General features: G+C 68.7%; 24 protein-coding genes. 22 read left to right on the top strand and 2 right to left on the bottom strand.

What is annotated here, in order from left to right; genetic code table 11:
- The first annotated feature begins 13 nt into the window (after positions 1 to 13).
- From alaS to aroB, 18 genes are all read left to right on the top strand, one after another.
- Positions 14 to 2,680, top strand: a complete 2,667-nt coding sequence (gene alaS / locus AOM03_RS02630) for an alanine--tRNA ligase (protein WP_062378020.1) — start codon at positions 14 to 16, stop codon at positions 2,678 to 2,680.
- A gap of 23 nt (positions 2,681 to 2,703) precedes the next feature.
- A complete protein-coding gene (ruvX, locus tag AOM03_RS02625; protein WP_227589860.1) occupies positions 2,704 to 3,159 on the top strand; it encodes a Holliday junction resolvase RuvX in 456 nt (151 codons plus the stop codon).
- Positions 3,152 to 4,294, top strand: coding sequence for an endolytic transglycosylase MltG (gene mltG, locus AOM03_RS02620; protein ID WP_062378017.1), 1,143 nt, complete (start codon positions 3,152 to 3,154; stop codon positions 4,292 to 4,294). The genes ruvX and mltG overlap by 8 nt, the downstream gene beginning before the upstream one ends.
- The gene (locus AOM03_RS02615; RefSeq protein ID WP_062378014.1) at positions 4,287 to 5,132 is read left to right on the top strand and encodes a shikimate dehydrogenase; all 846 of its coding nucleotides are present in this window, start codon (positions 4,287 to 4,289) and stop codon (positions 5,130 to 5,132) included. The genes mltG and AOM03_RS02615 overlap by 8 nt, the downstream gene beginning before the upstream one ends.
- A gap of 109 nt (positions 5,133 to 5,241) precedes the next feature.
- Positions 5,242 to 6,906 carry a GspE/PulE family protein gene (locus AOM03_RS02610; RefSeq protein WP_062378012.1) on the top strand — a complete coding sequence of 555 codons (1,665 nt, stop codon included), beginning with the start codon at positions 5,242 to 5,244 and terminating at the stop codon, positions 6,904 to 6,906.
- 92 nt (positions 6,907 to 6,998) lie between these two features.
- Complete coding sequence (locus AOM03_RS02605; RefSeq protein WP_304524055.1) at positions 6,999 to 8,309, top strand: type IV pilus twitching motility protein PilT; 1,311 nt, start codon at positions 6,999 to 7,001, stop codon at positions 8,307 to 8,309.
- A 5-nt stretch (positions 8,310 to 8,314) separates the two neighbouring features.
- Positions 8,315 to 9,562 (top strand): type II secretion system F family protein, encoded by a 1,248-nt coding sequence (locus AOM03_RS02600; protein ID WP_062378009.1) that lies wholly within the window; start codon positions 8,315 to 8,317, stop codon positions 9,560 to 9,562.
- Positions 9,563 to 9,646: 84 nt separating this feature from the next.
- Complete coding sequence (locus AOM03_RS02595) at positions 9,647 to 10,093, top strand: prepilin-type N-terminal cleavage/methylation domain-containing protein (RefSeq protein ID WP_062378007.1); 447 nt, start codon at positions 9,647 to 9,649, stop codon at positions 10,091 to 10,093.
- Between the two features lie 93 nt (positions 10,094 to 10,186).
- Positions 10,187 to 10,648: a PilV family protein gene (locus tag AOM03_RS02590; RefSeq protein WP_062378005.1), complete on the top strand. Its 462-nt coding sequence runs from the start codon at positions 10,187 to 10,189 to the stop codon at positions 10,646 to 10,648.
- Positions 10,645 to 11,256 carry a PulJ/GspJ family protein gene (locus AOM03_RS02585; RefSeq protein WP_062378003.1) on the top strand — a complete coding sequence of 204 codons (612 nt, stop codon included), beginning with the start codon at positions 10,645 to 10,647 and terminating at the stop codon, positions 11,254 to 11,256. Before AOM03_RS02590 ends, AOM03_RS02585 begins: the two co-directional genes overlap by 4 nt.
- A 37-nt stretch (positions 11,257 to 11,293) precedes the next feature.
- On the top strand, positions 11,294 to 13,144 hold the full coding sequence (locus AOM03_RS02580) for a pilus assembly PilX N-terminal domain-containing protein (protein WP_062378001.1): 1,851 nt from the start codon (positions 11,294 to 11,296) through the stop codon (positions 13,142 to 13,144).
- A 3-nt stretch (positions 13,145 to 13,147) separates the two neighbouring features.
- Positions 13,148 to 13,942 (top strand): prepilin peptidase, encoded by a 795-nt coding sequence (locus AOM03_RS02575; protein WP_062377999.1) that lies wholly within the window; start codon positions 13,148 to 13,150, stop codon positions 13,940 to 13,942.
- Between the two features lie 90 nt (positions 13,943 to 14,032).
- A complete protein-coding gene (gene pilM / locus AOM03_RS02570) occupies positions 14,033 to 15,064 on the top strand; it encodes a pilus assembly protein PilM (RefSeq protein ID WP_062377996.1) in 1,032 nt (343 codons plus the stop codon).
- The gene (locus AOM03_RS02565; protein ID WP_062377994.1) at positions 15,061 to 15,801 is read left to right on the top strand and encodes a PilN family protein; all 741 of its coding nucleotides are present in this window, start codon (positions 15,061 to 15,063) and stop codon (positions 15,799 to 15,801) included. Before pilM ends, AOM03_RS02565 begins: the two co-directional genes overlap by 4 nt.
- A gap of 28 nt (positions 15,802 to 15,829) precedes the next feature.
- The gene (locus AOM03_RS02560) at positions 15,830 to 16,669 is read left to right on the top strand and encodes a hypothetical protein (RefSeq protein WP_062377992.1); all 840 of its coding nucleotides are present in this window, start codon (positions 15,830 to 15,832) and stop codon (positions 16,667 to 16,669) included.
- Between the two features lie 110 nt (positions 16,670 to 16,779).
- Entirely contained in the window at positions 16,780 to 17,967 is a 1,188-nt protein-coding gene (gene aroC / locus AOM03_RS02555; protein WP_062377990.1) for a chorismate synthase, read from the top strand.
- 8 nt (positions 17,968 to 17,975) lie between these two features.
- Entirely contained in the window at positions 17,976 to 18,533 is a 558-nt protein-coding gene (locus tag AOM03_RS02550; RefSeq protein WP_369345436.1) for a shikimate kinase, read from the top strand.
- Positions 18,530 to 19,627, top strand: coding sequence for a 3-dehydroquinate synthase (gene aroB, locus AOM03_RS02545; RefSeq protein WP_062377988.1), 1,098 nt, complete (start codon positions 18,530 to 18,532; stop codon positions 19,625 to 19,627). The genes AOM03_RS02550 and aroB overlap by 4 nt, the downstream gene beginning before the upstream one ends.
- A gap of 55 nt (positions 19,628 to 19,682) precedes the next feature.
- On the opposite strand, the gene AOM03_RS02540 is transcribed toward aroB, so the two are convergent.
- Together AOM03_RS02540 and AOM03_RS02535 are read right to left on the bottom strand one after the other, a co-directional pair.
- Entirely contained in the window at positions 19,683 to 19,958 is a 276-nt protein-coding gene (locus AOM03_RS02540) for a type II toxin-antitoxin system RelE family toxin (RefSeq protein ID WP_062377986.1), read from the bottom strand.
- Entirely contained in the window at positions 19,955 to 20,239 is a 285-nt protein-coding gene (locus AOM03_RS02535) for a type II toxin-antitoxin system Phd/YefM family antitoxin (RefSeq protein WP_227589859.1), read from the bottom strand. The genes AOM03_RS02540 and AOM03_RS02535 overlap by 4 nt, the downstream gene beginning before the upstream one ends.
- 127 nt (positions 20,240 to 20,366) lie before the next feature.
- On the opposite strand from AOM03_RS02535, the gene aroQ reads away from it, so the two are divergent.
- The 4 genes from aroQ to AOM03_RS02515 all read left to right on the top strand — a co-directional run bounded on the left by aroQ (position 20,367) and on the right by AOM03_RS02515 (position 23,491).
- Complete coding sequence (gene aroQ / locus AOM03_RS02530; RefSeq protein ID WP_062377981.1) at positions 20,367 to 20,810, top strand: type II 3-dehydroquinate dehydratase; 444 nt, start codon at positions 20,367 to 20,369, stop codon at positions 20,808 to 20,810.
- A gap of 44 nt (positions 20,811 to 20,854) precedes the next feature.
- Positions 20,855 to 21,418 (top strand): elongation factor P, encoded by a 564-nt coding sequence (gene efp, locus AOM03_RS02525; protein ID WP_062377979.1) that lies wholly within the window; start codon positions 20,855 to 20,857, stop codon positions 21,416 to 21,418.
- A complete protein-coding gene (gene nusB, locus AOM03_RS02520) occupies positions 21,418 to 21,840 on the top strand; it encodes a transcription antitermination factor NusB (protein WP_062377977.1) in 423 nt (140 codons plus the stop codon). Before efp ends, nusB begins: the two co-directional genes overlap by 1 nt.
- A gap of 235 nt (positions 21,841 to 22,075) precedes the next feature.
- Complete coding sequence (locus tag AOM03_RS02515; RefSeq protein ID WP_062377975.1) at positions 22,076 to 23,491, top strand: HNH endonuclease; 1,416 nt, start codon at positions 22,076 to 22,078, stop codon at positions 23,489 to 23,491.
- Positions 23,492 to 23,498: the final 7 nt, after the last annotated feature.

Genomic DNA, 23,498 nt, shown 5'->3' with positions numbered 1-23,498 from the left:
GATAATCCCGGTCATGCAGACCTCCGAGATCGCCAAGCGCTGGGTCGACTACTTCGCCAAGCAGGATCACCACATCCAGCCGAGCGCCTCGCTCGTGTCGCCCGACCCCTCCCTGCTGTTCACCGTGGCCGGCATGGTGCCGTTCATCCCGTACATCATCGGGACGGACACCTCGCCGCACCCGCGCATCGCCTCGGTCCAGAAGTGCATCCGCACCAAGGACATCGAGGAGGTGGGCAAGACCACCCGCCACGGCACGTTCTTCCAGATGCTCGGAAACTTCTCGTTCGGCGACTACTTCAAGGAAGGCGCCATCAACTTCGCCTACGAGTTCCTCACGGGACCCGAGGCGGAGGGCAACCTGGGCTTCGATCCCGAGCGCTTCTGGGTCACCATCTGGAACGAGGACGTCGAGGCGCTCTCCCACCTCAAGAACGTGGGCGTCGACGAGTCGCGCATCGTCCGCCTCACCCGCGAGGAGAACTTCTGGGACACCGGCCAGCCCGGTCCTGCCGGACCCTGCGCGGAGTGGCACTACGACCGCGGCCCCGAGTTCGGCCCCGAGGCCGTGGGCGGCACCGTGGACCCGGGCGGCGACCGCTACCTGGAGATCTGGAACCTGGTGTTCGACCAGTTCCTGCGCGGCGAGGGCGCCGGCAAGGACTACCCCCTGCTGCGCGAGCTGGACCAGAAGGCCATCGATACGGGCGCCGGCCTGGAGCGCATCGCGTTCCTCAAGCAGGGCGTGGGCAACATGTACGAGACCGACGAGGTCTTCCCGGTCATCCAGCGTGCCCAGGAGCTCACGGGCAAGTCCTACGGCCAGGGCGGCCAGGACGACGTCCGCATGCGCGTCGTGGCGGACCACGTGCGTTCCGCGCTCATGCTCATCGGCGACGGCGTCACCCCGGGCAACGAGGGCCGCGGCTACGTGCTGCGCCGCCTGATCCGCCGCTCGGTGCGCGCGATGCGCCTCATGGGCGTCGAGGACCGCACCATGCCGGAGCTGCTCCCGCTGTCGCTCACCGCGATGAGCGCGACCTACCCCGAGCTCGAGGCCAACCGCGCCCGCATCGAGCAGGTCGCGTACACGGAGGAGGACGCCTTCCGCCGCACGCTCGCCCAGGGCACCACCATCTTCGACACGGCCGTCACCAAGGCCAAGAAGGCGGGCGACGCGGCGCTGTCGGGCTCGGACGCGTTCACGCTTCACGACACCTACGGCTTCCCCATCGACATCACCCTCGAGATGGCCGCCGAGCAGGGCATCCAGGTGGACGAGGCGCGCTTCCGCGAGCTCATGAAGGAGCAGAAGGACCGCGCCCGGGCCGATGCGAAGGCCAAGAAGGGCGGCCACGCGGACGTGGGCGTCTACAACGGGATCAAGGAGGCCTCGGGCCTTACCGAGTTCCGCGCCTACAAGGAGCTCACCTCCGCGACGGAGATCACGGCGATCGTCAAGGACGGCGTCACCGTCCCCGTGGCCCAGCAGGGCGACACGGTCGAGGTGATCCTCCCGCAGACCCCGTTCTACGCCGAGTCGGGCGGCCAGGAGGCCGATGCGGGAGTCATCCGCTCCGCGCACGGCACCGGCGAGGTCATCGACGTGCAGCGCCCGGTCAAGGGGCTCATCGTCCACACGGTCCAGGTGATCGAGGGCGAGCTCGCGCAGGGCGACCAGGTGTCCGCCGAGGTCGACCCCGAGTGGCGCCTGGGCGCCCGCCAGGCGCACTCCGGCACGCACATCCTCCACGCCGCGCTGCGCGAGGTGCTGGGCCCGGACGCGCTGCAGTCCGGCTCGTACAACAAGCCCGGCTACCTGCGCCTGGACTTCTCGTGGCCCTCGGCGCTGTCCGCGGAGACCCGCTCGGAGATCGAAGAGGTCACCAACCGGGCCATCCGGCGCGACCTCGACGTCTCCGACCACTACATGTCCCTGCCCGAGGCCAAGGACTGGGGCGCGGTCGCGCTGTTCGGCGAGACGTACGACGAGACGGTGCGCGTCATCCAGATCGGCGGCCCCTGGTCGCGCGAGCTGTGCGGCGGCACGCACGTCGAGCACTCGAGCCAGGTGGGCATGGTCGCGCTGAGCGGCGAGTCCTCCGTAGGCTCGGGCTCGCGCCGCATCGAGGCCTTCGTGGGCATCGAGGCGTTCCAGAAGCTCGCCGCCGAGCGCGCCCTGGTCTCCGAGCTCACCACCGCCCTCAAGGTCCAGCCGGGCGAGCTGCGCGGCCGGGTCGAGAAGCTGCTCGAGCGGGTGGCCGATGCGGAGCGCCAGTTGGCGTCGTACCGCCAGCAGGCGATGCAGCAGGTCGCGGCCAAGCTGGTCGACGCGGTGCACGATGCGTCGGGCGTCCGGGTGGTCACCCACCAGTCGGAGAACGCGGCCGATGGCGACGACCTCCGCACGCTCGTCACCGACGTGCGCGCCCGCCTGGGCGAGTCGAGCCCCGCGGTGGTCGCCATCGCGGCCGACTTCGGCCGCCCGCAGATCGTCATCGCCACGAACCAGGCGGCGCGCGACGCGGGACTGAAGGCGGGCGCCCTGGTGAAGACCGCATCGTCCATCCTGGGCGGTGGCGGCGGCGGCAAGCCGGACCTCGCGCAGGGCGGCGGCCAGGACGCCACCCGCATCGGCGAGGCGCTCGAGGCCGTCACCGCGGCCGTGGCGAACCGCTGATCGGGGCCGGCATGGACAGGGGAGTGCGGCTCGCCGTCGACGTGGGCACGGTCCGCGTGGGCGTGGCCGCCTCCGACCCCGGCGGGCTCATGGCGTTCCCGGTGGAGACGGTCCAGCGGGGCGACGGCGACGTGGCCCGGGTGGCCGCGATCGTCGCCGAGCGCAACGCGATGACAGTGTTCGTGGGACTTCCGCGTAAACTGTCGGGGTTGGAAGGCAGCAGTGCCGAGGACGCGCGCGCCTTTGCGGGTGCGTTGGCGGAACTGGTGCCTTCGACTGTTCGTTTGATCGACGAGCGTTTCTCGACCGCGACGGCATCCCAGGCGATGCGCAGCGCGGGGCGCAGCTCCAAGAAGCAGCGCCAGGTGATCGACCAGGCCGCGGCCGTGGTGATCCTCGAGAACGCGCTGGACATTGACAGGAACGGCAACCTCGCGAATGTGACCAGCGAGGTTCCGCGCAAGGGGAGCGATGACTGACCTTTTCGAGGCCGAGGCGACCACCACCACGTCGCTCGACATGCGCCGGCTGCAGCGCTCGAAGCGCCGCGCCGCGCGCCGTCGCATGACGCTGCTGGTGAGCGCGATGGCCATCGTGCTGTTCGGCCTGGGCGCGTCCATCGCGTGGAACTTCCTGGGCACGCTGGCGCCCGAGGAGACCACCATCGCGGACTTCGAGGGGCCCGGACAGGGCACCATCCAGGTGATCGTCGAGCCCAACGACACGGGCGCGGACATTGCGGCCGCGCTCTACGACGCGGGCGTGGTCGCCTCCACCGAGGCGTTCATCCTCGAGGCGAACGCGAACCCCGACTCGAGCTCGATCGTGCCCGGCTACTACTTCATGCACCGCGAGATGAAGGCCGAGTACGCGCTGCAGGCGCTGCTCGACCCCGCCAACCGCGACGTGCGCTCCATCACCGTCCCCGAGGGCAAGACGCTGGACTACTACGCCCAGTCGATCGCCAACCTCACCGGCGCGTCCAAGGCGGACGTCGAGGACGCCATGGAGAACACCGAGGCGCTGGGCCTGCCCGCGGAGGCGGACGGCAACCTCGAGGGTTGGCTGTTCCCCGCGAAGTACGACTTCAACCCCGGCGTCACCCCGCAGGAGGTCCTCCAGCGGATGGTGCAGCAGACCGTCAAGGTGCTCGACCAGTACGGCGTGGCCGCGGAGGACCGCAACCAGGTGCTCACCGTCGCGTCGCTCGTCGAGCGTGAGGCGAAGCTGTCCGAGGACCGCCCGCTCATCGCGTCCGTGATCTACAACCGCGTGGACATCGGCATGAAGCTCGAGTTCGACTCGACGGTCAAGTACCTGTCGCCCTCCGAGGGCGTGTGGACGTCCGACGAGGAGCGCGCGATCGACTCCCCGTACAACACCTACATGTACGAGGGTCTGCCCCCCGGCCCCATCGCCGGCCCGGGCGAGGACTCGATCAAGGCCGCGGTGCAGCCCGCGCAGACCGACTACCTGTTCTTCGTCACGGTGAACCTCACCACCGGCGAGACCAAGTACGCGGTCGAGTACTCCGACCACCTCAACAACGTGGAGGAGCTGCGCGCCTGGACCCGGGAGAACTCGAGCGAGTCGACTGACTCGACCGATGGCTAGTCGCCGGGCGGGAGTCCTGGGACACCCGATCGGTCACTCGCTCTCGCCGGCGCTCCACCGTGCCGCCTACGCGGAGCTCGGGCTCGACTGGGACTACCAGGCCTACGACGTCGACTCCGGCGGACTGCCCGCGTTCCTCGAGGGCGTCGACGAGTCGTGGGCGGGCCTGTCCCTGACCATGCCGCTCAAGGTCGAGGCCGTCCCGCTGATGGATCACGTCGAGGGCATGGCCAAGCTGGTGGGCGGCGTCAACACCGTGCTGGTGCAGCACGTGGGCGGCGTCCGCACGCTCGTGGGCGCCAACACCGACGTGTGGGGCATCCAGGAGGCGTTCCGCGAGGCCGGGGTGACGCGCGCGTCGTCCGAGGGCGGCCGTTCCCTGTCCGGCGTCATCCTGGGCGGGGGAGCGACGGCCACCTCCGCGCTGGCCGCGCTGGGATCGCTGGGCGTCACCGCGCCGGTCGTGGTGGTGCGCTCGCGCGGCCGCGCCGGCGGGCTGATGCGGACGGCCACCAAGATGGGCCTCGCGCCCAGGTTCGTCACATTCGAGGACGCGGCCGATGCGCTGGCCGGGGCCGATGCGGTGGTCTCCACCATTCCGGCCGCGGCCGGGGAGCGCGTGGCCGGCACCCTCGCGTCCGTTCGCCCGGGCGCCGCGCTGCTCGACGCCATCTACGACCCGCTGGTGACCCCGCTGGGGGCGAGGTGGGCGGACCTGGGTGGCACGCGCATCGGCGGCGAGCGAATGCTGGCGCACCAGGCCGCGGAGCAGGTCCGGCTGATGACGGGGCGTTCTGTAGGGGCTTGTACCCTGGAATCCGTTTTGCCTGCTAACTAGGCGAGTATTCCGTGTGGAACTTGTCACACGACGTTATGCAAGGGACCTAGGACCCTGCTACCTTGCTCGGCATCGGCCCACCCCGGGGCCGAACGTCTGAGGGGGCGCTATGCAACAGTTGGGTGCAATCCTGCTCGACGACGGCGCCCTCACGGAGGAGCAGCTCGACGAGGCGATCGACGAGCAGCGGCTGAGGGGCCAGACGCTGGGCCGCACGCTCGTCGAGATGGGGTACATCTCCGAGCCGCAGCTGGTGCGGGCGCTCGCCACGCAGGTGGGCATGGAGTTCGTCGAACTGGCCGAATATCCGGTCGACCGGGCCGCGGTGTCGCTGGTGCCGGGCCCGGTGTGCCGCCGCCACACGGCGCTGCCGATCGCGATCGAGGACGGCGTCATCAAGGTCGCCATGTCCAACCCCGGCAACGTGGTCGCGGTGGACGACATCCGGACCATCGCGCGCATGCCCGTGGTCGCCGTGGTCGCGGCCCACGAGGACGTGCTGCTCGCGATCGACCGGTACTGCCGCTCCGACGCGGAGCTCGAGGACCTGCAGGAGTCCATCGAGGGCGAGGTGGAACTCGCGGACGACGACCTCGCGGGCGCTACGGGCGAGGACGACGCGCCCATCGTGCGCTTCGTCAACCTGCTCATCTCGCAGGCGATCCAGGACCGCGCGTCGGACATCCACATCGAGCCGACCGAGACGGACCTGCGCATCCGGTACCGCATCGACGGCGTGCTCCACGAGATGCAGCGCGCGTCCCGCGCGATCACGGGCGGCGTCATCTCGCGCCTGAAGATCATGGCGGACATCGACATCGCCGAGCGCCGCAAGCCCCAGGACGGTCGACTCTCCGTCAACCACCAGGGCCGCAAGATCGACCTGCGCGTCGCGACGCTTCCCACGGTGTGGGGCGAGAAGATCGTCATGCGCATCCTCGACAACTCGACGGCGCGGCTCGACCTCGAGGACCTGGGCATCCGCGAGAAGAACCTCGAGGCCTACGCCTCGTCGTACAAGAAGCCGTACGGCATGATCCTGGTGACCGGCCCGACCGGTTCGGGAAAGTCGACCACGCTCTACGCGACGCTCAACCAGGTGTCCAAGCCGGAGATCAACACCATCACGGTCGAGGACCCGGTCGAGTACCGCATCCCGGGCATCAACCAGGTGCAGGTGAACCCCAAGGCGGGACTGACGTTCGCGTCGGCGCTGCGGTCCATCCTGCGCTCCGACCCGGACGTGGTGCTCGTGGGTGAGATCCGCGACCACGAGACGGCGCAGATCGCCATCGAGGCGGCGCTCACCGGTCACCTGGTGCTGTCGACGCTCCACACCAACGACGCGCCGTCCGCGATGACGCGACTGGTGGAGATGGGCATCGAGCCGTTCCTGGTGGGCTCCGCGGTGGACTGCGTGGTCGCCCAGCGACTCGCTCGACGGCTGTGCGACCGCTGCGCGGTGCAGTACACCATCGAGCCGCACGACGTGCCGGCCGCGATCGGGTGGGACCCGGACACTCCGGTGCCGCCCATCTACCGGCCGCAGGGATGCTCGCGGTGCTCGAACACCGGGTACCGGGGAAGGCTTGCCCTCCATGAGGTGATGACCATCACGGAGGACATCGAGAGGCTGACGGTCGCACGCGAGAGCTCTGCGGAGATCGCGCGCACCGCCGTGGGTCACGGCATGGAGACGCTGCTGCAGGACGGTTGGGCGAAGGTGCTCGACGGCGTCACCTCGCTGGAGGAGTTGTTGCGCGTAGTGAAGTAGGTCACAGGCCTTAAAGATTTGGGAAATGCGCCGATAGAAGGTGCGAAGGTCCCGAATCCGGGGGCATCGGCTGAGGGGCTGAGGGAGGCAACGTGAACGAGTTCTTGCCGGGCGGCGAGTGGCAGCCGTCCAACGGACCGACCGCATCGCAGGCCGATGCGGGGACGGCCTTCGCGGCCGCCGCCCAGTCGCAGCTGCCTCCCCGTTCCTTCACTCCGCAGGAGCTGCCTCCGCAGGAGGCGCCCACGAAGCGGCCGGCGCCCGAGCCCAAGCGGGTCATGGAGCGTGCGGTGCCCCAGCGCATCGGCATGCAGGACGACCGCCGCGAGGGCGACCTGGACATCAACGACGCGCTGCGCACCATGGTGCGCGCCGGCGCCTCGGACCTTCACCTGACCACCGGCATGCCGCCCATGCTGCGCGTCGACGGCGCGCTCAAGCCCATTGAGGGCTACGAGCGGCTCACCCCGGAATCGCTGCAGCGGTCGCTGTACGGCATCCTCACGCAGGCCCAGCGCGAGCGCTTCGAGGAGGAGCTCGAGCTCGACTTCTCGCACTCGGTGGTGGGGGAGGCGCGCTTCCGCGTCAACCTGTATCGCCAGCGCGACTCGGTGGGCGCGGCCTTCCGCGTGATCCCGTTCGAGATCAAGCCCCTCGAGTCGCTCGGCATCCCCGAGGTGGTGGGCCAGTTCGCCCAACTGCCGCGCGGCCTGGTCCTGGTCACCGGCCCCACGGGCTCCGGAAAGTCGACGACGCTCGCTTCGCTGGTCGACATGGCGAACCGCTCGCGCAGCGCGCACATCATGACGGTCGAGGACCCCATCGAGTTCCTCCACCGCCACAAGCGATCCGTGGTCAACCAGCGCGAGGTGGGCGCGGACACCCGGTCCTTCGGCAAGGCGCTCAAGCACGTGCTGCGCCAGGACCCGGACATCATCCTCATCGGTGAGATGCGCGACCTGGAGACCATCTCCGTGGCGCTGACCGCCGCGGAGACGGGCCACCTGGTGTTCGCGACGCTGCACACGCAGTCCGCGCCGCAGACCATCGACCGCATCATCGACGTGTTCCCGCCGGAGCAGCAGGGCCAGGTGCGCACGCAGCTGGCCGCGGCGATCCAGGGCGTGCTGTGCCAGACGCTGCTCAAGCGCTCGGACCAGCCCGGACGCGCGGTGGCCGTGGAGATCATGCTCGCGACGCCCGGCATCCGCAACCTCATCCGCGAGGGCAAGACCCACCAGATCTACACGTCCCTGCAGGCCGGCGCGGCCATGGGCATGCAGACCATGGACTCGCACCTGGCAGAGTTGGTCAAGCAGGGCAAGGTCGCGTACGACGTGGCGGTGGAGATGTGCCACTCGTACGAGGAGTTCAACCGCCTCTGCGGCAGGCACGGGCGGTAACGGCCATGGCGACCGCGACGGCGAAGAAGCCGGCAACCAAGAAGTACGCGTACGAGGCGCGCGACGCCTCGGGCAAGATCCGCAAGGACGAGATGGAGGCGGTCTCGGAGGCCGCCGTCGCCTCGCGCCTGCGCGAGCGCGGCTACACGGTGCTGTCCGTCAAGGACGCCACCGCCAAGGGGCTCAACACCGAGATCACCATCCCCGGCCTGGGCGACAGGATCGGTCTCAAGGACATTGCCATCATGTCGCGCCAGCTCGCGACCATGATCTCCGCGGGACTGTCGCTCCTGCGGGCCATGACCATCCTCACCGAGCAGACCGAGAACAAGGCGTTGCAGAAGGTCCTGGCGGAGGTCCGCGGCGACGTCGAGACCGGCAAGGCGTTCTCCGTGGCGCTGGGTCGGCACCCGAAGGTGTTCCCTCCCATCATGATCAACATGGTGCGAGCCGGCGAGATCGGCGGCTTCCTCGACCAGGTGCTCGTGTCGATCGCCGAGAACTTCGAGAAGGAAGTCGCGCTGCGCGGGAAGATCAAGTCGGCGATGACCTACCCGGTCGTGGTCTTCGTGCTCGCCATTCTCGCGACCGCGGCCATGCTGATCTTCATCGTGCCGGTATTCGCGGAGATGTTCACGAATCTGGGCGGCGAGCTCCCGTTCGCGACGCAACTTCTCGTGAGTCTGTCGGACTTCATAACGGTGGCGGCCATCCCCATCGCCATCGGCCTCGTCGCGTTCGGCTGGTGGTGGAAGAAGAACAAGCACCGGCAGGGCATCCGCGACAAGGTCGAGCCGATCTACCTCAAGCTTCCGGTGTTCGGCAACCTGATCAAGAAGATCGGCGTCGCTCGATTCACTCGAAACTTCTCCGCCATGGTGCGAGCGGGCGTGCCGATCCTGCAGGCTCTCGACATCGTCGGACAGGCCTCGGGCAACGTGGTGATCGAGCGCGCCGCTCGCGACGTGCAGGACTCCGTTCGACGGGGAGATTCGCTCGCCGGGCCCCTCACCGAACACCCGGTCTTCCCCCCGATGGTCGTCCAGATGATCGCCGTGGGCGAGGACACCGGAGCTCTCGACACCATGTTGGACAAGATTGCGGACTTCTACGACGAAGAGGTCGAGTCGACCACCGAGCAGCTCACCAGCCTGATCGAGCCTCTGATGATCGCGGTGCTCGGATCGATCATCGGCGGCATGGTGATCGCGCTCTACCTGCCCATGTTCAACATCTTCGACCTCATCGAATAACAGGCTTCCGTCCGGCCCCGGACGGCAGGGAGCTGAGGGATCAGCTCGTCAACCACATACAGCAGCTCATCAAAGGAGAATGCAATGCTCGCTCGCATCCGCAAGCAGCTCGACGAGAAGGACCAGGGCTTCACCCTGGTCGAGCTCCTCGTCGTGATCATCATCATCGGCATCCTCGCGGCGATCGCCGTGCCGATCTACCTCAACCAGCAGGCGAAGGCCCGCGACTCGGCCGCGGAGGCCGACCTGGCTTCGATGCGCACGGCGATCGCCGCGTATGTCGTCGAGAACCCGACCACCAACCTTGCGGGGATCCAGGGCGACCTGGCGACGATCTTCACCGGTAGCCCGGCGAACACCATGACTATCTCCGAGTACTCCACGAGTGACGGCAGCTTCTGCATCGGCGCCACCTACGAAGGTGGAACCGATGACTACTCCAACGGCACGAACTACTCGGTGAGCTCCGACGAGAACGGGCAGATGTACCCGAAGTCGGCAACCTGCGTCGAGGTCGCGGCATCGGAGTGATGCAGTGACGCCATGGGGTTCCCCGTGGGACCACGGGTGGTCTCAGGGGAACCCCATGGTCGATCGGCGCTCGGTACTTGAAGGGAGGAACGAATGCAGTCGACGAAGGCAGACGAAGGGCTCGGTCTCACCGAGGTCATGGTCGCGATGGTGCTTCTCGGAATCATCATGATGGCGATGATCACGACAGTCGTCCTCGCCCTCAATTCGACAGCGTCGAACCTCACTGTTGCGACGGCTGCCGAGGCCGTCCAGCAGCGTATCGAGGACGTGCGCGCCGCATCGGTCGCCGGCGACTGCGACGTGGTCGAAGGCGCAGCTTTTCCCACCGGAACGGTCACCGACGGTCGTGGAATCACGTACACGATCGAGGGTTCCGCCACGTACACGATCGGCGGGACTTCCGCAGACTCGTGCACTCACGCGGCCACCGAGGAGGAGCGCGATCCCGTGCAGCTCATGCGCCTGACCGTCACCGCGCGGTCGGACGCGCCCGGCGCGCAGGACCCCGTGGTCTCCACGACCACCGACATTCTTGTGAAGTTCCAGCCATGAACCGCCCAGTCAAGCCGTCAAAGGACGCCGGCTTCACACTCGCCGAGCTCATCGTGTACATGGTCGTACTCGCCATCGTGATGCTCATGGTCGGCACCGTCTTCATCAGCGTCATCCAGCATGAGCGATATGCGCGGGCCACGGCCGAGGCGAACAATGAGGCCCAGATCGTGTTCAAGGAACTGGAATACGACCTCCGTAGCGCGGACTGGGCGGACGTGAGTTCATCGGGCGACCTCCTCATCATTCTGACGCGCAAGGCCGTCGACGGCGGCGAGAACAGCGCGCGGTGCGTCGGCTACTACTACGACGAGACGACTTCCGAGCTTCGACGCACCACCAAGGACTCCAACGTCGACACGGCGCCGGCGATAGCCGCCTCGACCGCCGCTGACCTTCAGGCGGCCACGGCCACGTGGCCTCTCGTTCGTACCGATATGCGCAGCATCGAATCCGAAGCCGTGTTCGGCCTTGACGACAAGTACGCCGCCGGCAAGGCGGTCACGATCCAGCTGCGTGCGGACACCTTCGAAGGGCGCAACCCGGTCGACTTCGTCAAGAGCATCTCCCTGCGCAAGCAGGCGGATCTGACACTGTCCTGCAACTAGAAAGTGTGGGGGCTGAGGGGAAATCATGTGGAAGTCAATGAGGAGCCGGCGGGCGGGTAGCGGCAGCGACGCCGGGCTCGCGCTCGTGATGACGCTCATGCTGATGCTGATCGGGTCGATCATCGTCGCCACTCTCGTCGCAGTAGCGGTGTTCAACTCCGGCGTCACCTCGAAGACCCGCGCCGAGATGCGGGTGCTCGCGTCGGCCGACGCGGGCATCGACCTCGTCATGAACATGATCGACGGGCTCAAGCACGAGGAGCTCGGATCCGTGTGCTCGCCGACGTTCACCATCAACAACGACTCGGTGGTCGTCGAGACCGAGTACACGGTGGTGACTGCCTCGGGCGCCTCCGAGACCAAGGCGTGCCCGGCGTCGACCGACGTGACCCGCGCCCTCACGGTCCGCTCGACCGCGACCTCGGCCAACGTGCCCGTCGCGAACGAGGTCCTGACCCGGACGGTCGAGGCCGTGCTCTTCTCGGCACCCGAGCAGGCGAGCCTGGACAAGGCGATCTTCTCCGAGGGATCGACGGAGATCACGAGCAATACCCAGGTGGATGAGTCTTCGGACGGGCTCGCGGACGCGAACGTCTACACGAATGGTGGAATCGTCTGCGAGACCCAGCTGGGCATCGAGGGCGAGGTGATCGCCGCCAACGGCGACGCGTACTTCAAGAGCGCCTGCAATCTCGCGTCCGATCTGTGGGCGCGTGGCACGGTGACGTTCGACTCCGACACGCACGTGGCCGGCAACATCTATTCGGCGTCGACGGCTGCGACGGCGATCTCGGCCGACAAGTCCGGCACGATCGTGGATGGCAGCCTGATCTCCAACGGGGGAATCACGACGACGGCGTACGTTGGCGGAAACTTGGTCTCCCTTGCCGGCGCGATCCAGTTGACCGGCGATGGGGTGGTGCATGGAAGCGTGCACAGCGATCAAGAATTGACGCTCACGACGTCCGGCAGCCAGGACTCCGTGCGCGTCGTGGGCAACGCGGCGAGCAACCTCGAGATCCTGGTGAGCGGCAACAAGGACAGCGAGGTGGGCGGCACGGCCACGGCGCCAACGATCGCGGACGAACTCGTAGCGGGCAGCACCGTGATCGGCACGGCTGCGCGTCCTGCGATCGCTGGGCTACCGCCCGCCCTGGGATACCCGACTGAGGTACAGCGTCCGGTTCGCGAACCGATGCCCAAGCTCGAGTTCGGCCCGGATGACCTGACCCTCTGGCAGGTCGCCGGCTACTCGGTGCGCGAGGTCAACCTGTGCGCCGATCCCGATCCGCTCGACTACATCAACAGCTGGGACTGGAGCGACGGCTCCCTGCTGGTCGTCTTCCAAGGCTGCGACACGCCGGTGATGTTCTCCAGCAAGTCGGACATGAACGTGGGCGGCAATCTCGCACTGGTGTCGGAGTCGGGGTTCCGCTTCAGCAACCAGTTGAACATCCTCGCGTCGGGCACCGATCGCCCCGACCTGCACTTCATCGTGCCCGCGGAATCACCCAATGTCACCTGGACCGAGGTCGCGGGCACCAACCCCGTGCAGGAGAGCCCCACGTGCACGGCGGAGGACGACCGCAAGACCGCGAACGGTGCCAACGCTCCGGTCACCCAGGACATCTACTTCGACAAGGTCAAGAACGACGGCGCGGACATCTTCGTCTACACGCCCTGCACCGTTGACTTCAACACCGGTTGGGACATGGGCGCCAACAACGACTACTTCACCGGCCAGGTCTACGGGGGAAGCGTCGACATTCACAACTCCTTCGACATGCGCATGGCGAAGGTCGACGTTCCGTCTGCGGTGGCGGGCGACCCGACGCCCGAGGAGCTCGCAGAGCTCAAGCTCCTGTCACGCTACGACTTGTTCGGATAGACGATGACTGGCATCTCTCTCGTCGCGGCTGCGCTCGCCGGGGCCCTGGGACTCGCACTGGGCTCGTTCGCCAACGTGCTTATCCATCGGGTTCCGCAGGGTGTATCGGTAGTGAGCCCGGCGAGCGCCTGCCCGGCCTGCGGCCATCGGATCCGCGCGCGCCACAACGTGCCCGTGATCGGATGGCTATGGCTTCGGGGCAAGTGCGCCGACTGCGGCGCTCCCATCTCGGGGCGCTATCCGGCGGTCGAGCTTGCGACGGGCCTGGCCTTCGCCGGCGTGACCGCTCTGACCGGCCCCGATTGGCGCACGGCGATGCTGCTGGCCCTGGTGTACTTCGGCATTGTGCTCAGCGCGGTCGATCTCGAGACTCGTCGGCTCCCGGATCCACTCACCGGGGCGTTCGCCGTCTGCGTGGCCGTGCTCGCACCCGCCACCTGTGCGCTCACCGGTCAGTGGGACGCGCTCCTTCGGGCGGTCATCGGTGCGGCCGCTCTGGGGGCGCTATATGGACTCGCCTTCGTGATCTATCCCAAGGGCATGGGTTTCGGTGACGTGAAGCTTGCCCCGAGCATCGGCGCGAGCCTTGCCTTCCTTGGGTGGCCGCTCTTCGCCGTGGGCGTGTTCGCCGCCTTTGTGTGGGGTGCCGTCGCCGGCGTGATCGCGATGCGCCGCGCGCGGCGCACCCGCGGCGTGGCGGTGCCGTTCGGTCCATGGATGTTCGTCGGCGCCGCCACGGGGGTGCTTATCGGGGCGCCCGTGACGCAGTGGTACCTCGAGTTGGTGATGCTCGCATGAGGGTTGAGCACACGAGCGAGTATGCCGATACAGGTCTGAGGGTGGAGTGGAAAGGACGAAGCTGTGGGAACTAGAACGGTCGCAGTAGACGTGGGGGCGTCCGCGGTCCGCGTTGCGGAGGTCGAGCTCGGCTCGGGCGCCGACCCGCGTGACGGAGCCACCCTGCTTGCCTTCGGGGAGGCGGAAGTGCCGCCGGGCGTGATCCGGGGTGGCGTCGTGGAGGAGCCATCGGCTCTAGCGCAGGTGGTGCGCGAGGCGTGGGCACACGCGAAGCCGTCCAGCAAGAACGTGGTGCTCGGGCTCGGATCCCCAAGCATCGTTGTCCGCGAGGTCGACATTCCGGCGCAGCCCATGGACAAGGTGCGATCCTCGCTCGCGTTCCACGTGCAGGATCAACTGCCCATGGCCGCGGAAGACGTCATCATGGACTTCTATCCGACCGCCGAGTTCGAGGCCCAGGGCGGCGCGACGTTGCGCGGCCTCCTGGTCGCGGCGCCACGTTCGCTCGTGCGAGACGTTACCGACGTGCTCCACGCCGCGGGCGTCAAGGTCGCCGCGGTGGATCACTCGGCGTTCGGTTTGTGGCGCATCGGCTGTCGAGGCGATATCGCACGGGACAACGTTGCGTTTGTCGACGTGGGTGCCCAGACCACGACCGTCGTGATCTCGCAGGCGGGCGCCGTGCGCCTCGTACGCGCGATGCCGCATGGCGGGCACGACGGGACGAAGGCGGTTGCGCAGGCGCTCAAGGGCGAGAATGCGGATCCCGAGTTGGCCAAGCGTGCCGTTGGCATGGTGCGGTCCGAGGACCCGGACCGCAAGGTGGTCGCCGACGCGGTGGAACACGCGACGGGCCCCCTCATCGAGTCCGTTCGCAACACGCTCGTGTACTTCGCGAGCGGCAACCCGGGAGCCGCTGTGGCGCGGATCGTGCTCACTGGGGGAGGCAGCCAGTTGCAGGGCTTCGGCCAGGCACTCGCCAGCGCCACCCGCCTGCCGGTGATGATCGGAGACCCGCTCCAGGGCATCCGTATTGGCAAGAAGGCAGACACCGGCCCGATTCAGGGACGCGAGATCGAGTTTGCGACAGCGATTGGCCTTGCGGCCGGAGGTGTGAAGTGAATCCGATCGCCCAGAAGTACGGAGCCCCGGGGCTTGCCGCGGTCAACCTGATCCCCGTCGAGATCGCGGAGCAGAAGACGCTGCGACGGGTGCAAACCCTGTCGGCCCTCGCCGTGGTGGCCGCCGTCGGTGTCGCAGGCGCCGGCTATGCGTGGGGGATGTTCGAGAAGAACTCTTCCGAGAACGCCCGGAACGAAGCCGCTCAGGCGGAGCTCGCCGCGGTGAACGCACGCGACGCCAAGATCGACATCTACGAGCAGGTGAAGGCCGCGGAGCGCGAGGAGTACGCCCTCGCCCAGATCGATTACGGCGACATCGACTACGCCCAGTTGACGGCCGCGATCCAGTCCGCCATGGATGCGGACACGGGTGTGGACCAGTTCCAGGTGGTCGGCCCCAACGCTTCCGGGGACGTCCTGGGCGAGCACGAGTCGGACGTCTACGGCAACGGTGTGGGTACCGTCACCATCACCGCTCGGGCCACGTCCTTCGACACGGCGACCGCGTTGATCAGCCGGCTCGACGCGATTCCGGGCCTGGCGAACGTCCGTGGCACGGTCGAGGCCTACGCGGGCGATGGTGCGGACACGTACTACGCGGTGGACGCGACGGGCGTCCTGACCGACACGTTGCTGCAGCAGCGCTTCATCCCGGCAAGCGCGATCTCTGGGATCGGCGCTCTCACCGAGCCCGACGAAGCAGTGGACGCCGAGCAGGACTCGGGCGAGGAGGGCTAGGACCATGAATTCTCGATATGCACCCATCGTGGCGCTCTCCGCACTCGGAGTTGTCGCCGTGCTCTTGCTCGGCTGGTTCTTTGGCGTCAAGCCGCAACTCGACGAGGCGGGAGAGTTTGACCGTCAAACGGCGGCCATCGAGGCCAACACCGAGCAGGTCAACGCGAAATCCGCGCTTCTCGACGAGTGGGAGGTGAAGCTTGCCGACGCGGACCAGACGGCGCAGGTTGTGTCGCTCCACGCCCCGGCACGACTGAACGTGCCCGCGCTGCGCGACCGTCTGTGGGCCGGCCTCGAGGAGAGCCGCGTCGAGCTCGTGTCGTACGGCCAGTCCACGGGCAGCCAGATCGACGGATGGGAGGCCGAATCCGGCACGCTCGCCGCAGATGAGGTTGCGGCGCTGTTCCAGCTGGGTCCGGTCGCGTCCACCCAGACCGCGAGCACGGCCGGTGACGCGGCCGCCGAGGGCGAGAATGCTGCGGCGGTGCCGAGCGGATGGACACCTGTGGTGGCGGCGACGTCCACCACCGGCCCCGTGGTCAGCGACTTGCGGGCCGTCGAATACGAGCTCAACGTGGTGGGCACGCCTGAGGAGACGCATCGGTTCCTCGAGTACCTCGCCGACTCGAACCAGCCGTTGTTCCAGGTCTATTCCGTGCTCCAGGTCGCTCGCGCCGGGTCTTCGGGCGCCATCGCTGGGGTCTCGGATGCCCAGGACGGCGACGTGCAGACCACCATCCGGGCACTCATGTATGTGCTTGATGCGGATACCTCGATTCTCGATGAGTCGCTCGGTGAGCCTGCGTCGGTGCCGACCGAGTCGGTCTTCCGCGGCGTGCCGAACTCGCCCGCGCAGCCCGGCGCGTAGCAGGCCAAGTCCGGATCCCCAATCGAAAGGCGTCGCCCATCCGGGCGGCGCCTTTCGGCGTGTCCCCGGCCCGCGCATCGTCCCCGGGCACCCGTGGAACAATGGCGGTCATGCTCAGATGGCTCACCGCAGGGGAATCGCACGGCCCGGCGCTGGTCGGCACGCTCGAGGGGCTGCCCTCCGGCGTGGAGGTCACGACGCAGGAGATCCAGGACGCGCTCGCGCGCCGTCGCCTGGGGTATGGCCGCGGGGCCCGCATGAAGTTCGAGCAGGACCAGGTCACCATCCTGGGCGGCGTGCGCCACGGCGTGTCGCAGGGCGGGCCCGTCGCCGTCATGGTGGGGAACACCGAGTGGCCCAAGTGGGAGACCGTGATGAACGCGGACCCCGTGCCCGCGGAGCAACTGACCGGCGCGCGCGCCGCCGCGCTCACCCGGCCCCGCCCCGGCCACGCCGACCTGGTGGGCATGGCCAAGTACGACTTCGAGGACGCCCGGCCGGTGCTGGAGCGCGCGTCCGCCCGTGAGACCGCCGCGCGCGTGGCGCTGGGGACGGTGGCCGAGGCCTTCCTCGCGCAGGCCGCCGGTGTCCGGCTCGTGTCGCACACCGTCCAGGTGGGGCCCGTGGCTGTGCCGGAGGACGCGCCGCTGCCTCCTGCATCGGCTACCGCTGCGCTGGACGAGGACCCCATCCGCTGCTTCCACGCGGAGACCTCCGCCGCGATGATTGCGGAGATCGACCAGTGCCAGCAGGACGGCGACACGCTGGGCGGCGTGGTCGAGGTGGTCGCGTACGGCCTGCCCGTGGGGCTCGGCTCGCACGTGCACTGGGACCGCCGGCTGGACGCGCGCCTCGCGGCCGCGCTCATGGGCATCCAGGCCATCAAGGGCGTCGAGGTGGGCGACGGGTTCCGGACCGCCGCGCGCCGTGGCTCCGTGGCGCACGACGAGATCGAGTACGCGGCCGAGGGTGGGGTCCGCCGAAGGACCAACCGCGCCGGCGGCGTCGAGGGCGGCATGACCAACGGCGAGCCCCTCCGCGTGCGCGCCGCGATGAAGCCCATCTCCACCGTGCCCCGCGCGCTCGACACCATCGACGCCGCGACCGGCGAGCCCGCCAAGGCCATCCACCAGCGCTCCGACGTGTGCGCCGTGGCGCCCGCGGCCGTGGTCGCGCAGGCGATGGTCGCGCTCACGGTGGCCGATGCGGTGCTCGAGAAGTTCGGCGGCGACTCCGTGGGCGAGGTGCGTCGGAACATCGAGGCGTACCTGGCCGCGATCCCCGAGCACCTGCGGTGACGGCGGGGGTGCTCTCCTCGGCTGCCTCGGGGTCCGGCGCTTCGGCCGCGGTGCGGCCGCGTGCCGTGCTCATGGGCCCGCCCGGGTCCGGCAAGTCAACCGTCGCCAAGTCGCTCGCGCGCACGTGGAACGTGTCGCGGCGGGACACGGACGCGGACATCGAGCTGCGCGCGGGCAAGCGCGTCTCCGACATCTTCCTCGAGGACGGCGAGGCCGTGTTCCGGGAGATGGAGCGCGAGGCGGTGGCCGATGCGCTGGTGACCGAGTCTGGGGTCGTTTCGTTGGGTGGTGGGGCGATTCTTTCTCCCGCGACCCAGGATCTGCTTTCTTCCTACGCGGCCTCCGGGGGCTGCGTGGTGTTTCTCGACGTGTCCCTGGCCGCGGCGGCGCCGCGGGTGGGGCTCAACGCGGCGCGTCCGCTACTGGTGGGAAACCCGCGCAAGCAGTGGCTGGACCTCATGGCGGCCCGCCGGCCCATCTACGAGCGCCTCGCGACCCTGACCGTGTCGACCGACAAGATGACGCCGGGGCAGATCGCCCGCCACATCGCCGAGGAGCTCGCATGACCCGCACCATCGACGTCCGCACCGCCTCGCCCTACACGGTGACCGTGGGGGAGGGGCTGCTGGAGTCCGTGGCCGCGTCGGTGCCTTCGGGCGCCGCGCGGGTCCTGATCGTGTGCTCGGCGCCGTTGCGGGCGCGGGTGGAGGAGCTGCGTGTGCTGCTCGACGCGCGCGGGCTGACCGTCGTCATCGCGGAGGTGCCCGACGCCGAGGCCGGCAAGACCGCCGAGGTGCTCTCCTTCTGCTGGCAGGTGCTCGGCAAGTCGGACTTCACGCGCTCGGACGTGGTGATCGGCCTGGGCGGGGGAGCCGTGACGGACCTCGCCGGGTTCGTGGCGGCGACGTGGCTGCGCGGGGTGTCGGTGATCCAGGTGCCGACGACGCTGCTGGCGATGGTCGATGCCGCCGTGGGCGGCAAGACCGGCATCAACACCGCCGAGGGTAAGAACCTCGTGGGTGCCTTCCACGAGCCGCTGTCGGTGTGGTGCGACGTTCTGACTTTGGACACGCTGCCGCGCCTGGACCTGGCCGCGGGCCTCGCCGAGGTGGTCAAGTGCGGCTTCATCCGGGACCTGTCGATTCTGGACCTGGTCGAGGCCAATGTGGAGCTGCTGCGGGTGCAGGAGGACGGGGCGCTGTCGCCTGACGCTCGGGACGTGTTGGTCGAGCTCATCACCAAGGCCGTGGCAGTGAAGGCCGACGTGGTCTCGCAGGACCTCAAGGAGTCCCACCTGCGCGAGATCCTCAACTACGGCCACACCTTCGGCCACGCGATCGAGTACACCGAGCGCTACCAGTGGCGGCACGGCTCGGCCGTCTCCGTGGGCATGGTGTTCGCCGCCGAACTCGCGCACCTGGCCGGGCGACTGTCCGAGGAGGAGGTGGCCCGGCATCGGTCCGTGCTGTCCTCGCTGGGACTGCCGGTGACCTATGCCGGCGGCCGCTGGGATGCCCTGTCGACCGCGATGCGGCGCGACAAGAAGACCCGCGGCGACCTGCTGCGCTTCGTGGTGCTCGCCGGGATCGGAAACCCGGTGCGGCTCGAGGGGCCGGACCCGGCCCTGGTGCTGGGTGCGTACGACGCCGTGAGTGCGTAGGGCGCTGCTTCAGCTCTGAAGGCGGCCGCGTGCAGCCAGTGCGGTGTCGCGTCGCCTAGCGGCTTCTGTAGGCGTCACGACGGTGCGTGACGGTCACGATCTCAATGACGAGCCGGGCGTCTTCGATCAGGTAGAGCACTCTGTACTCGCCTCGGCGCGCCGAGTACATGGGTGCGAGCGGCTCGCGCAGAGGCTTGCCGACGCGCCGCGGATTGCCGGCGAGCGGGCCGATGATGAACTCGAACGCTGCCGCCGCGACGGACTCGGGCAGGGTCGTCTCGAGTGCGCGCCGGGCGCTGCGGGTGAAGACGACTTCGTACGGTTGGGTCATCCGGCGAGGCGCCCGCGTGCGATCAGCGCGGCACGCACCTCATCCGCGGAAGACACGTCGCCCGCTTTGAGATCCGCGAGGGCCGCGTTCACGGCAGCGACCTCGTCGGGGTTGCTGAGAACGTCCACGGTCTCGATCAGAGAGTCATAGTCGTCTGCGCTGAGGAGGACGGCCACCCGGGCGCCGTTGCGGGTGATCTCGAACCGCTCGTGGGTGCGCTCGGCGGAGTCGATGTGCTTGCTCAGCGATGCGCGGGCGTCTGCGACGGATAGCACTGTCATGTACATAATTCTAGCGCGAGGGTATTGGTGCGGGCGAGGCGCAAACCGACCGACGCATCGTCCCCGGTCCATCCCCAACCCGGCCCGGGCATCGTCCAATGTCAGGCCCCACCGCTAGGGTGATCGCATGGCAAAGGTGATGGTGGTCAACGGCCCGAATCTCAACCGGCTGGGCACGCGCGAGCCGGACAAGTACGGCACCACGACGCATGCGGAACTCGTCGACATGGTGGTCGCCTGGGCGGAGGGGCTCGGTCTCGAGGTCGAGGTGGGCCAGTCCAACGAGGAGGCCGACCTGGTCGAGTGGATGCACACCGCCGTCGACGACCAGGTGCACGTGGTCCTCAACCCGGCCGCGTTCACGCACTACTCGATCGCGCTAAGGGACGCCTGCACCATGGTGACCGACGCCGGGCTCACCCTCATCGAGGTGCACATCTCCAATCCGATGGCGCGCGAGGAGTTCCGGCACGTGTCGGTGATCTCGGGCGTCGCGACCGGCACGATCGCCGGCCTGGGCGTCGACGGCTACCGCCTGGCGCTCGAGGCCGTGGCGCGGCGGGTCGGCTAGAATCGTCTGCGGACTTCCACCCGAAACTTAAGGAACTGCATACCGTGGCGACCTCGAACGACATCAAGAACGGCTCCGTGCTCAACCTCGACGGCAACCTCTGGTCCGTCCTCGAGTTCCAGCACGTGAAGCCCGGCAAGGGCGGCGCGTTCGTCCGCACCAAGCTCAAGAACGTCCTGTCCGGCAAGGTGGTCGACAAGACCTTCAACGCCGGCACCAAGGTCGAGTTCGAGACCGTCGACCGCCGCGACATGCAGTACCTGTACTTCGACGGCACCTCGTACGTGTTCATGGACCCGAACACCTTCGACCAGGTGCCCGTCTCGCCCGCCGTCATGGGCAACGCGACCGACTTCCTGCTCGAGAACGAGTCCGCCACCATCGGCTCGCACAACGGCAACCCGATCTTCCTCGAGCTGCCCGCGTCCGTGGTCCTCGAGGTCACCTACACGGAGCCCGGCCTGCAGGGCGACCGCTCCTCGGGCGGCACCAAGCCCGCCACGCTCGAGACCGGCAAGGAGATCCAGGTGCCGCTGTTCCTCGAGGCCGGCACCAAGGTCAAGGTCAACACCGAGTCCGGCGACTACCTGGGTCGCGTCAACGACTAGTGGGAGCCCGGACCAAGGCCCGCAAGCGCGCCCTCGACGTCCTCTTCGAGGCCGACCAGCGCGGGGTCAACGCTGTCGACGTCCTGGAGGACCGCCTGCGGAACTCCGGCCGTGAGACGCCGCTGCCCGCGTACTCCGAGGAGATCGTCCGCGGCGTCGCCCGCTGGTGGGTCGAGATCAACGCGCTCGTCCAGCAGCACTCGCCCGACTGGACCCTGCCGCGCATGCCCGCGGTGGACCGTGCGCTGCTGCGCATCGCGACCTGGGAGATCCTGAAGGCCGCGGACGTGCCCGCGAACGTGGCCATCTCCGAGGCCGTGGAGCTGGCCAAGGAGCTGTCGACCGACGACTCGCCTTCCTTTGTGAACGGCGTGCTCGGGGCGATCGTGCGGGAGGCGCCGGCGCTGCCGTCGGACTCCTGACTCTTTGTGGGCGCCCGGCGCCTGCCTCCGTTCTTCGGGGGCGGGGCCGGGCGTTTCGCTTCGTGGTGGGGCCTGGCCCGGGCCGATGCGTGGGCGGGCTTGGGCGCCCGGGTGGCCCGCGCGCTGGGGTGACCCGGGCGCTGTGGCGACCCGCGCATCGTCCCTTGGAAAGTTCTCCCCAAGGCGTGTCCGGTATGTCCGGTTCAGTGTCAGACCCTCGTAGTTGACTTGAGTCATGGCCGATCCGACCGCCACCGACACCATCGCGCAGCTCCGCGCGCGGGTGCTGGAGGCGAGCGCGCTGCCGGAGAAGGAGCTGCTCCTGCTGCAGCGGGACATCGTCGCGAGCCGGCGCGAGCTCGACGTGCTCCTCGCGATGGTGAACGCGGACGTCTCGGAGCGGTCCAAGAACGGGGCTGCCGGCCTCGCGCGCCGCAACGGCTTCCGCACCGCCGACGACCTCAACGCCGCCGCGTCCGGCGGCACCAAGGCGGAGGCCGAGCGACTGCGCCGCGTCGGCGAGCGGATCAGGCAGGCAAGGAACGATGCGGGGGCCGGGTCGCAGTCCAAGACCCCGCCCGGTGGCGGGGCAGGGGAGAAGAAGGGTCCGGTCCTGCCGTTCCTGGCCGCCGCGCTCGAGCGCGGCGAGCTGAGCCCCGACGCGGGCGTGCTGGTCGAGGAGGTGCTCATGCTCCACCCCGAGGCGCGTGAGGCGACCGGGCTTCGCGTGGACCCGCGGGCCCGCAAGACCCGGCTGGGCGCGCTGCCGCTGACGGCGGTGGAGCAGGTGCTGGTCAAGAAGGCGACGGGGCTGCCGCTGCGCTCGGTGCGGCAACTGGTCGCCAAGGCGACCGCGGACCTCACGCCGGTCGAGAACGCCGAGGAGCAGCAGGAGGACCTCTACCGCCGCCGCTTCGCCGTGCTCCACGAGCAGCGGGACGGCATGGTGAAGCTCGAGGCGCTGCTCGACCCGTTGACCGCGGCGCCGCTCATCGCGGCGGTCGACGGCTTCAAGAAGGCCGCCTTCCGTGCGCGCAGGGACAACGGGCCGGAGTCGGACACCCGGACGGCCCAGCAGATGACGGCCGATGCACTGGGCTGGCTGGGCAGGCACGCCACCTCGTGCGACGCCCCGCACGACGGCATCAAGACCACCATCAACATCCGCATGACGCTCGACGACCTCATGAACGCCACCGGATACGGCACGATCGACGGGATCTCGCTGCCGATGACCGCGGGTTCCCTGCGCTGCCACGCGGCGGACGCGCAGGTGATCCCCACCGTTCTGGGCGGAGGCTCCGAGGTGCTCGACCACGGCCGCGCACGGCGGCTGTTCACCACGGCCCAGCGCCGGGCCATCGCCGAGCGGGACGGGGGCTGCGCCCGCTGCGGCGTGCCCGTCCACTATTGCGACGTCCACCACATCACGTGGTGGAGCGCGGGAGGCCTCACCAACGTCGACAATGGCGTTCTTTTGTGCGTGAGCTGTCACCACTGGATTCATCGAGAGCGCTGGGACATCAGGGTCCGCGACGGGAAGGTCGAATTCCTGCCGCCGCCCTCGGCGGATCCGCTCCGGAGGCCCCAAGCCGCGTATCGCGAGCGAACCTCGCTCGGCGACGCCGAACTCGCCATGGCCGCGCCATGACGGCCCC

The organism is Demequina pelophila (assembly GCF_000971175.1).
GTDB lineage: Bacteria > Actinomycetota > Actinomycetes > Actinomycetales > Demequinaceae > Demequina > Demequina pelophila.
This window is presented reverse-complemented; position numbering and strand designations above follow the sequence as displayed.

Excerpts from the sequence above, each read along its gene's own strand:
- alaS (WP_062378020.1), top strand. The coding sequence starts at position 14 with ATGCAGACCTCCGAGATCGCCAAGCGCTGGGTCGACTACTTCGCCAAG.
- mltG (WP_062378017.1), top strand. The coding sequence starts at position 3,152 with ATGACTGACCTTTTCGAGGCCGAGGCGACCACCACCACGTCGCTCGAC.
- AOM03_RS02615 (WP_062378014.1), top strand. The coding sequence starts at position 4,287 with ATGGCTAGTCGCCGGGCGGGAGTCCTGGGACACCCGATCGGTCACTCG.
- AOM03_RS02610 (WP_062378012.1), top strand. The coding sequence starts at position 5,242 with ATGCAACAGTTGGGTGCAATCCTGCTCGACGACGGCGCCCTCACGGAG.
- AOM03_RS02600 (WP_062378009.1), top strand. The coding sequence starts at position 8,315 with ATGGCGACCGCGACGGCGAAGAAGCCGGCAACCAAGAAGTACGCGTAC.
- AOM03_RS02595 (WP_062378007.1), top strand. The coding sequence starts at position 9,647 with ATGCTCGCTCGCATCCGCAAGCAGCTCGACGAGAAGGACCAGGGCTTC.
- AOM03_RS02590 (WP_062378005.1), top strand. The coding sequence starts at position 10,187 with ATGCAGTCGACGAAGGCAGACGAAGGGCTCGGTCTCACCGAGGTCATG.
- AOM03_RS02585 (WP_062378003.1), top strand. The coding sequence starts at position 10,645 with ATGAACCGCCCAGTCAAGCCGTCAAAGGACGCCGGCTTCACACTCGCC.
- AOM03_RS02580 (WP_062378001.1), top strand. The coding sequence starts at position 11,294 with ATGAGGAGCCGGCGGGCGGGTAGCGGCAGCGACGCCGGGCTCGCGCTC.
- AOM03_RS02575 (WP_062377999.1), top strand. The coding sequence starts at position 13,148 with ATGACTGGCATCTCTCTCGTCGCGGCTGCGCTCGCCGGGGCCCTGGGA.
- aroC (WP_062377990.1), top strand. The coding sequence starts at position 16,780 with ATGCTCAGATGGCTCACCGCAGGGGAATCGCACGGCCCGGCGCTGGTC.
- aroB (WP_062377988.1), top strand. The coding sequence starts at position 18,530 with ATGACCCGCACCATCGACGTCCGCACCGCCTCGCCCTACACGGTGACC.
- AOM03_RS02540 (WP_062377986.1), bottom strand. The coding sequence starts at position 19,958 with ATGACCCAACCGTACGAAGTCGTCTTCACCCGCAGCGCCCGGCGCGCA.
- AOM03_RS02535 (WP_227589859.1), bottom strand. The coding sequence starts at position 20,239 with ATGACAGTGCTATCCGTCGCAGACGCCCGCGCATCGCTGAGCAAGCAC.
- aroQ (WP_062377981.1), top strand. The coding sequence starts at position 20,367 with ATGGCAAAGGTGATGGTGGTCAACGGCCCGAATCTCAACCGGCTGGGC.
- AOM03_RS02515 (WP_062377975.1), top strand. The coding sequence starts at position 22,076 with ATGGCCGATCCGACCGCCACCGACACCATCGCGCAGCTCCGCGCGCGG.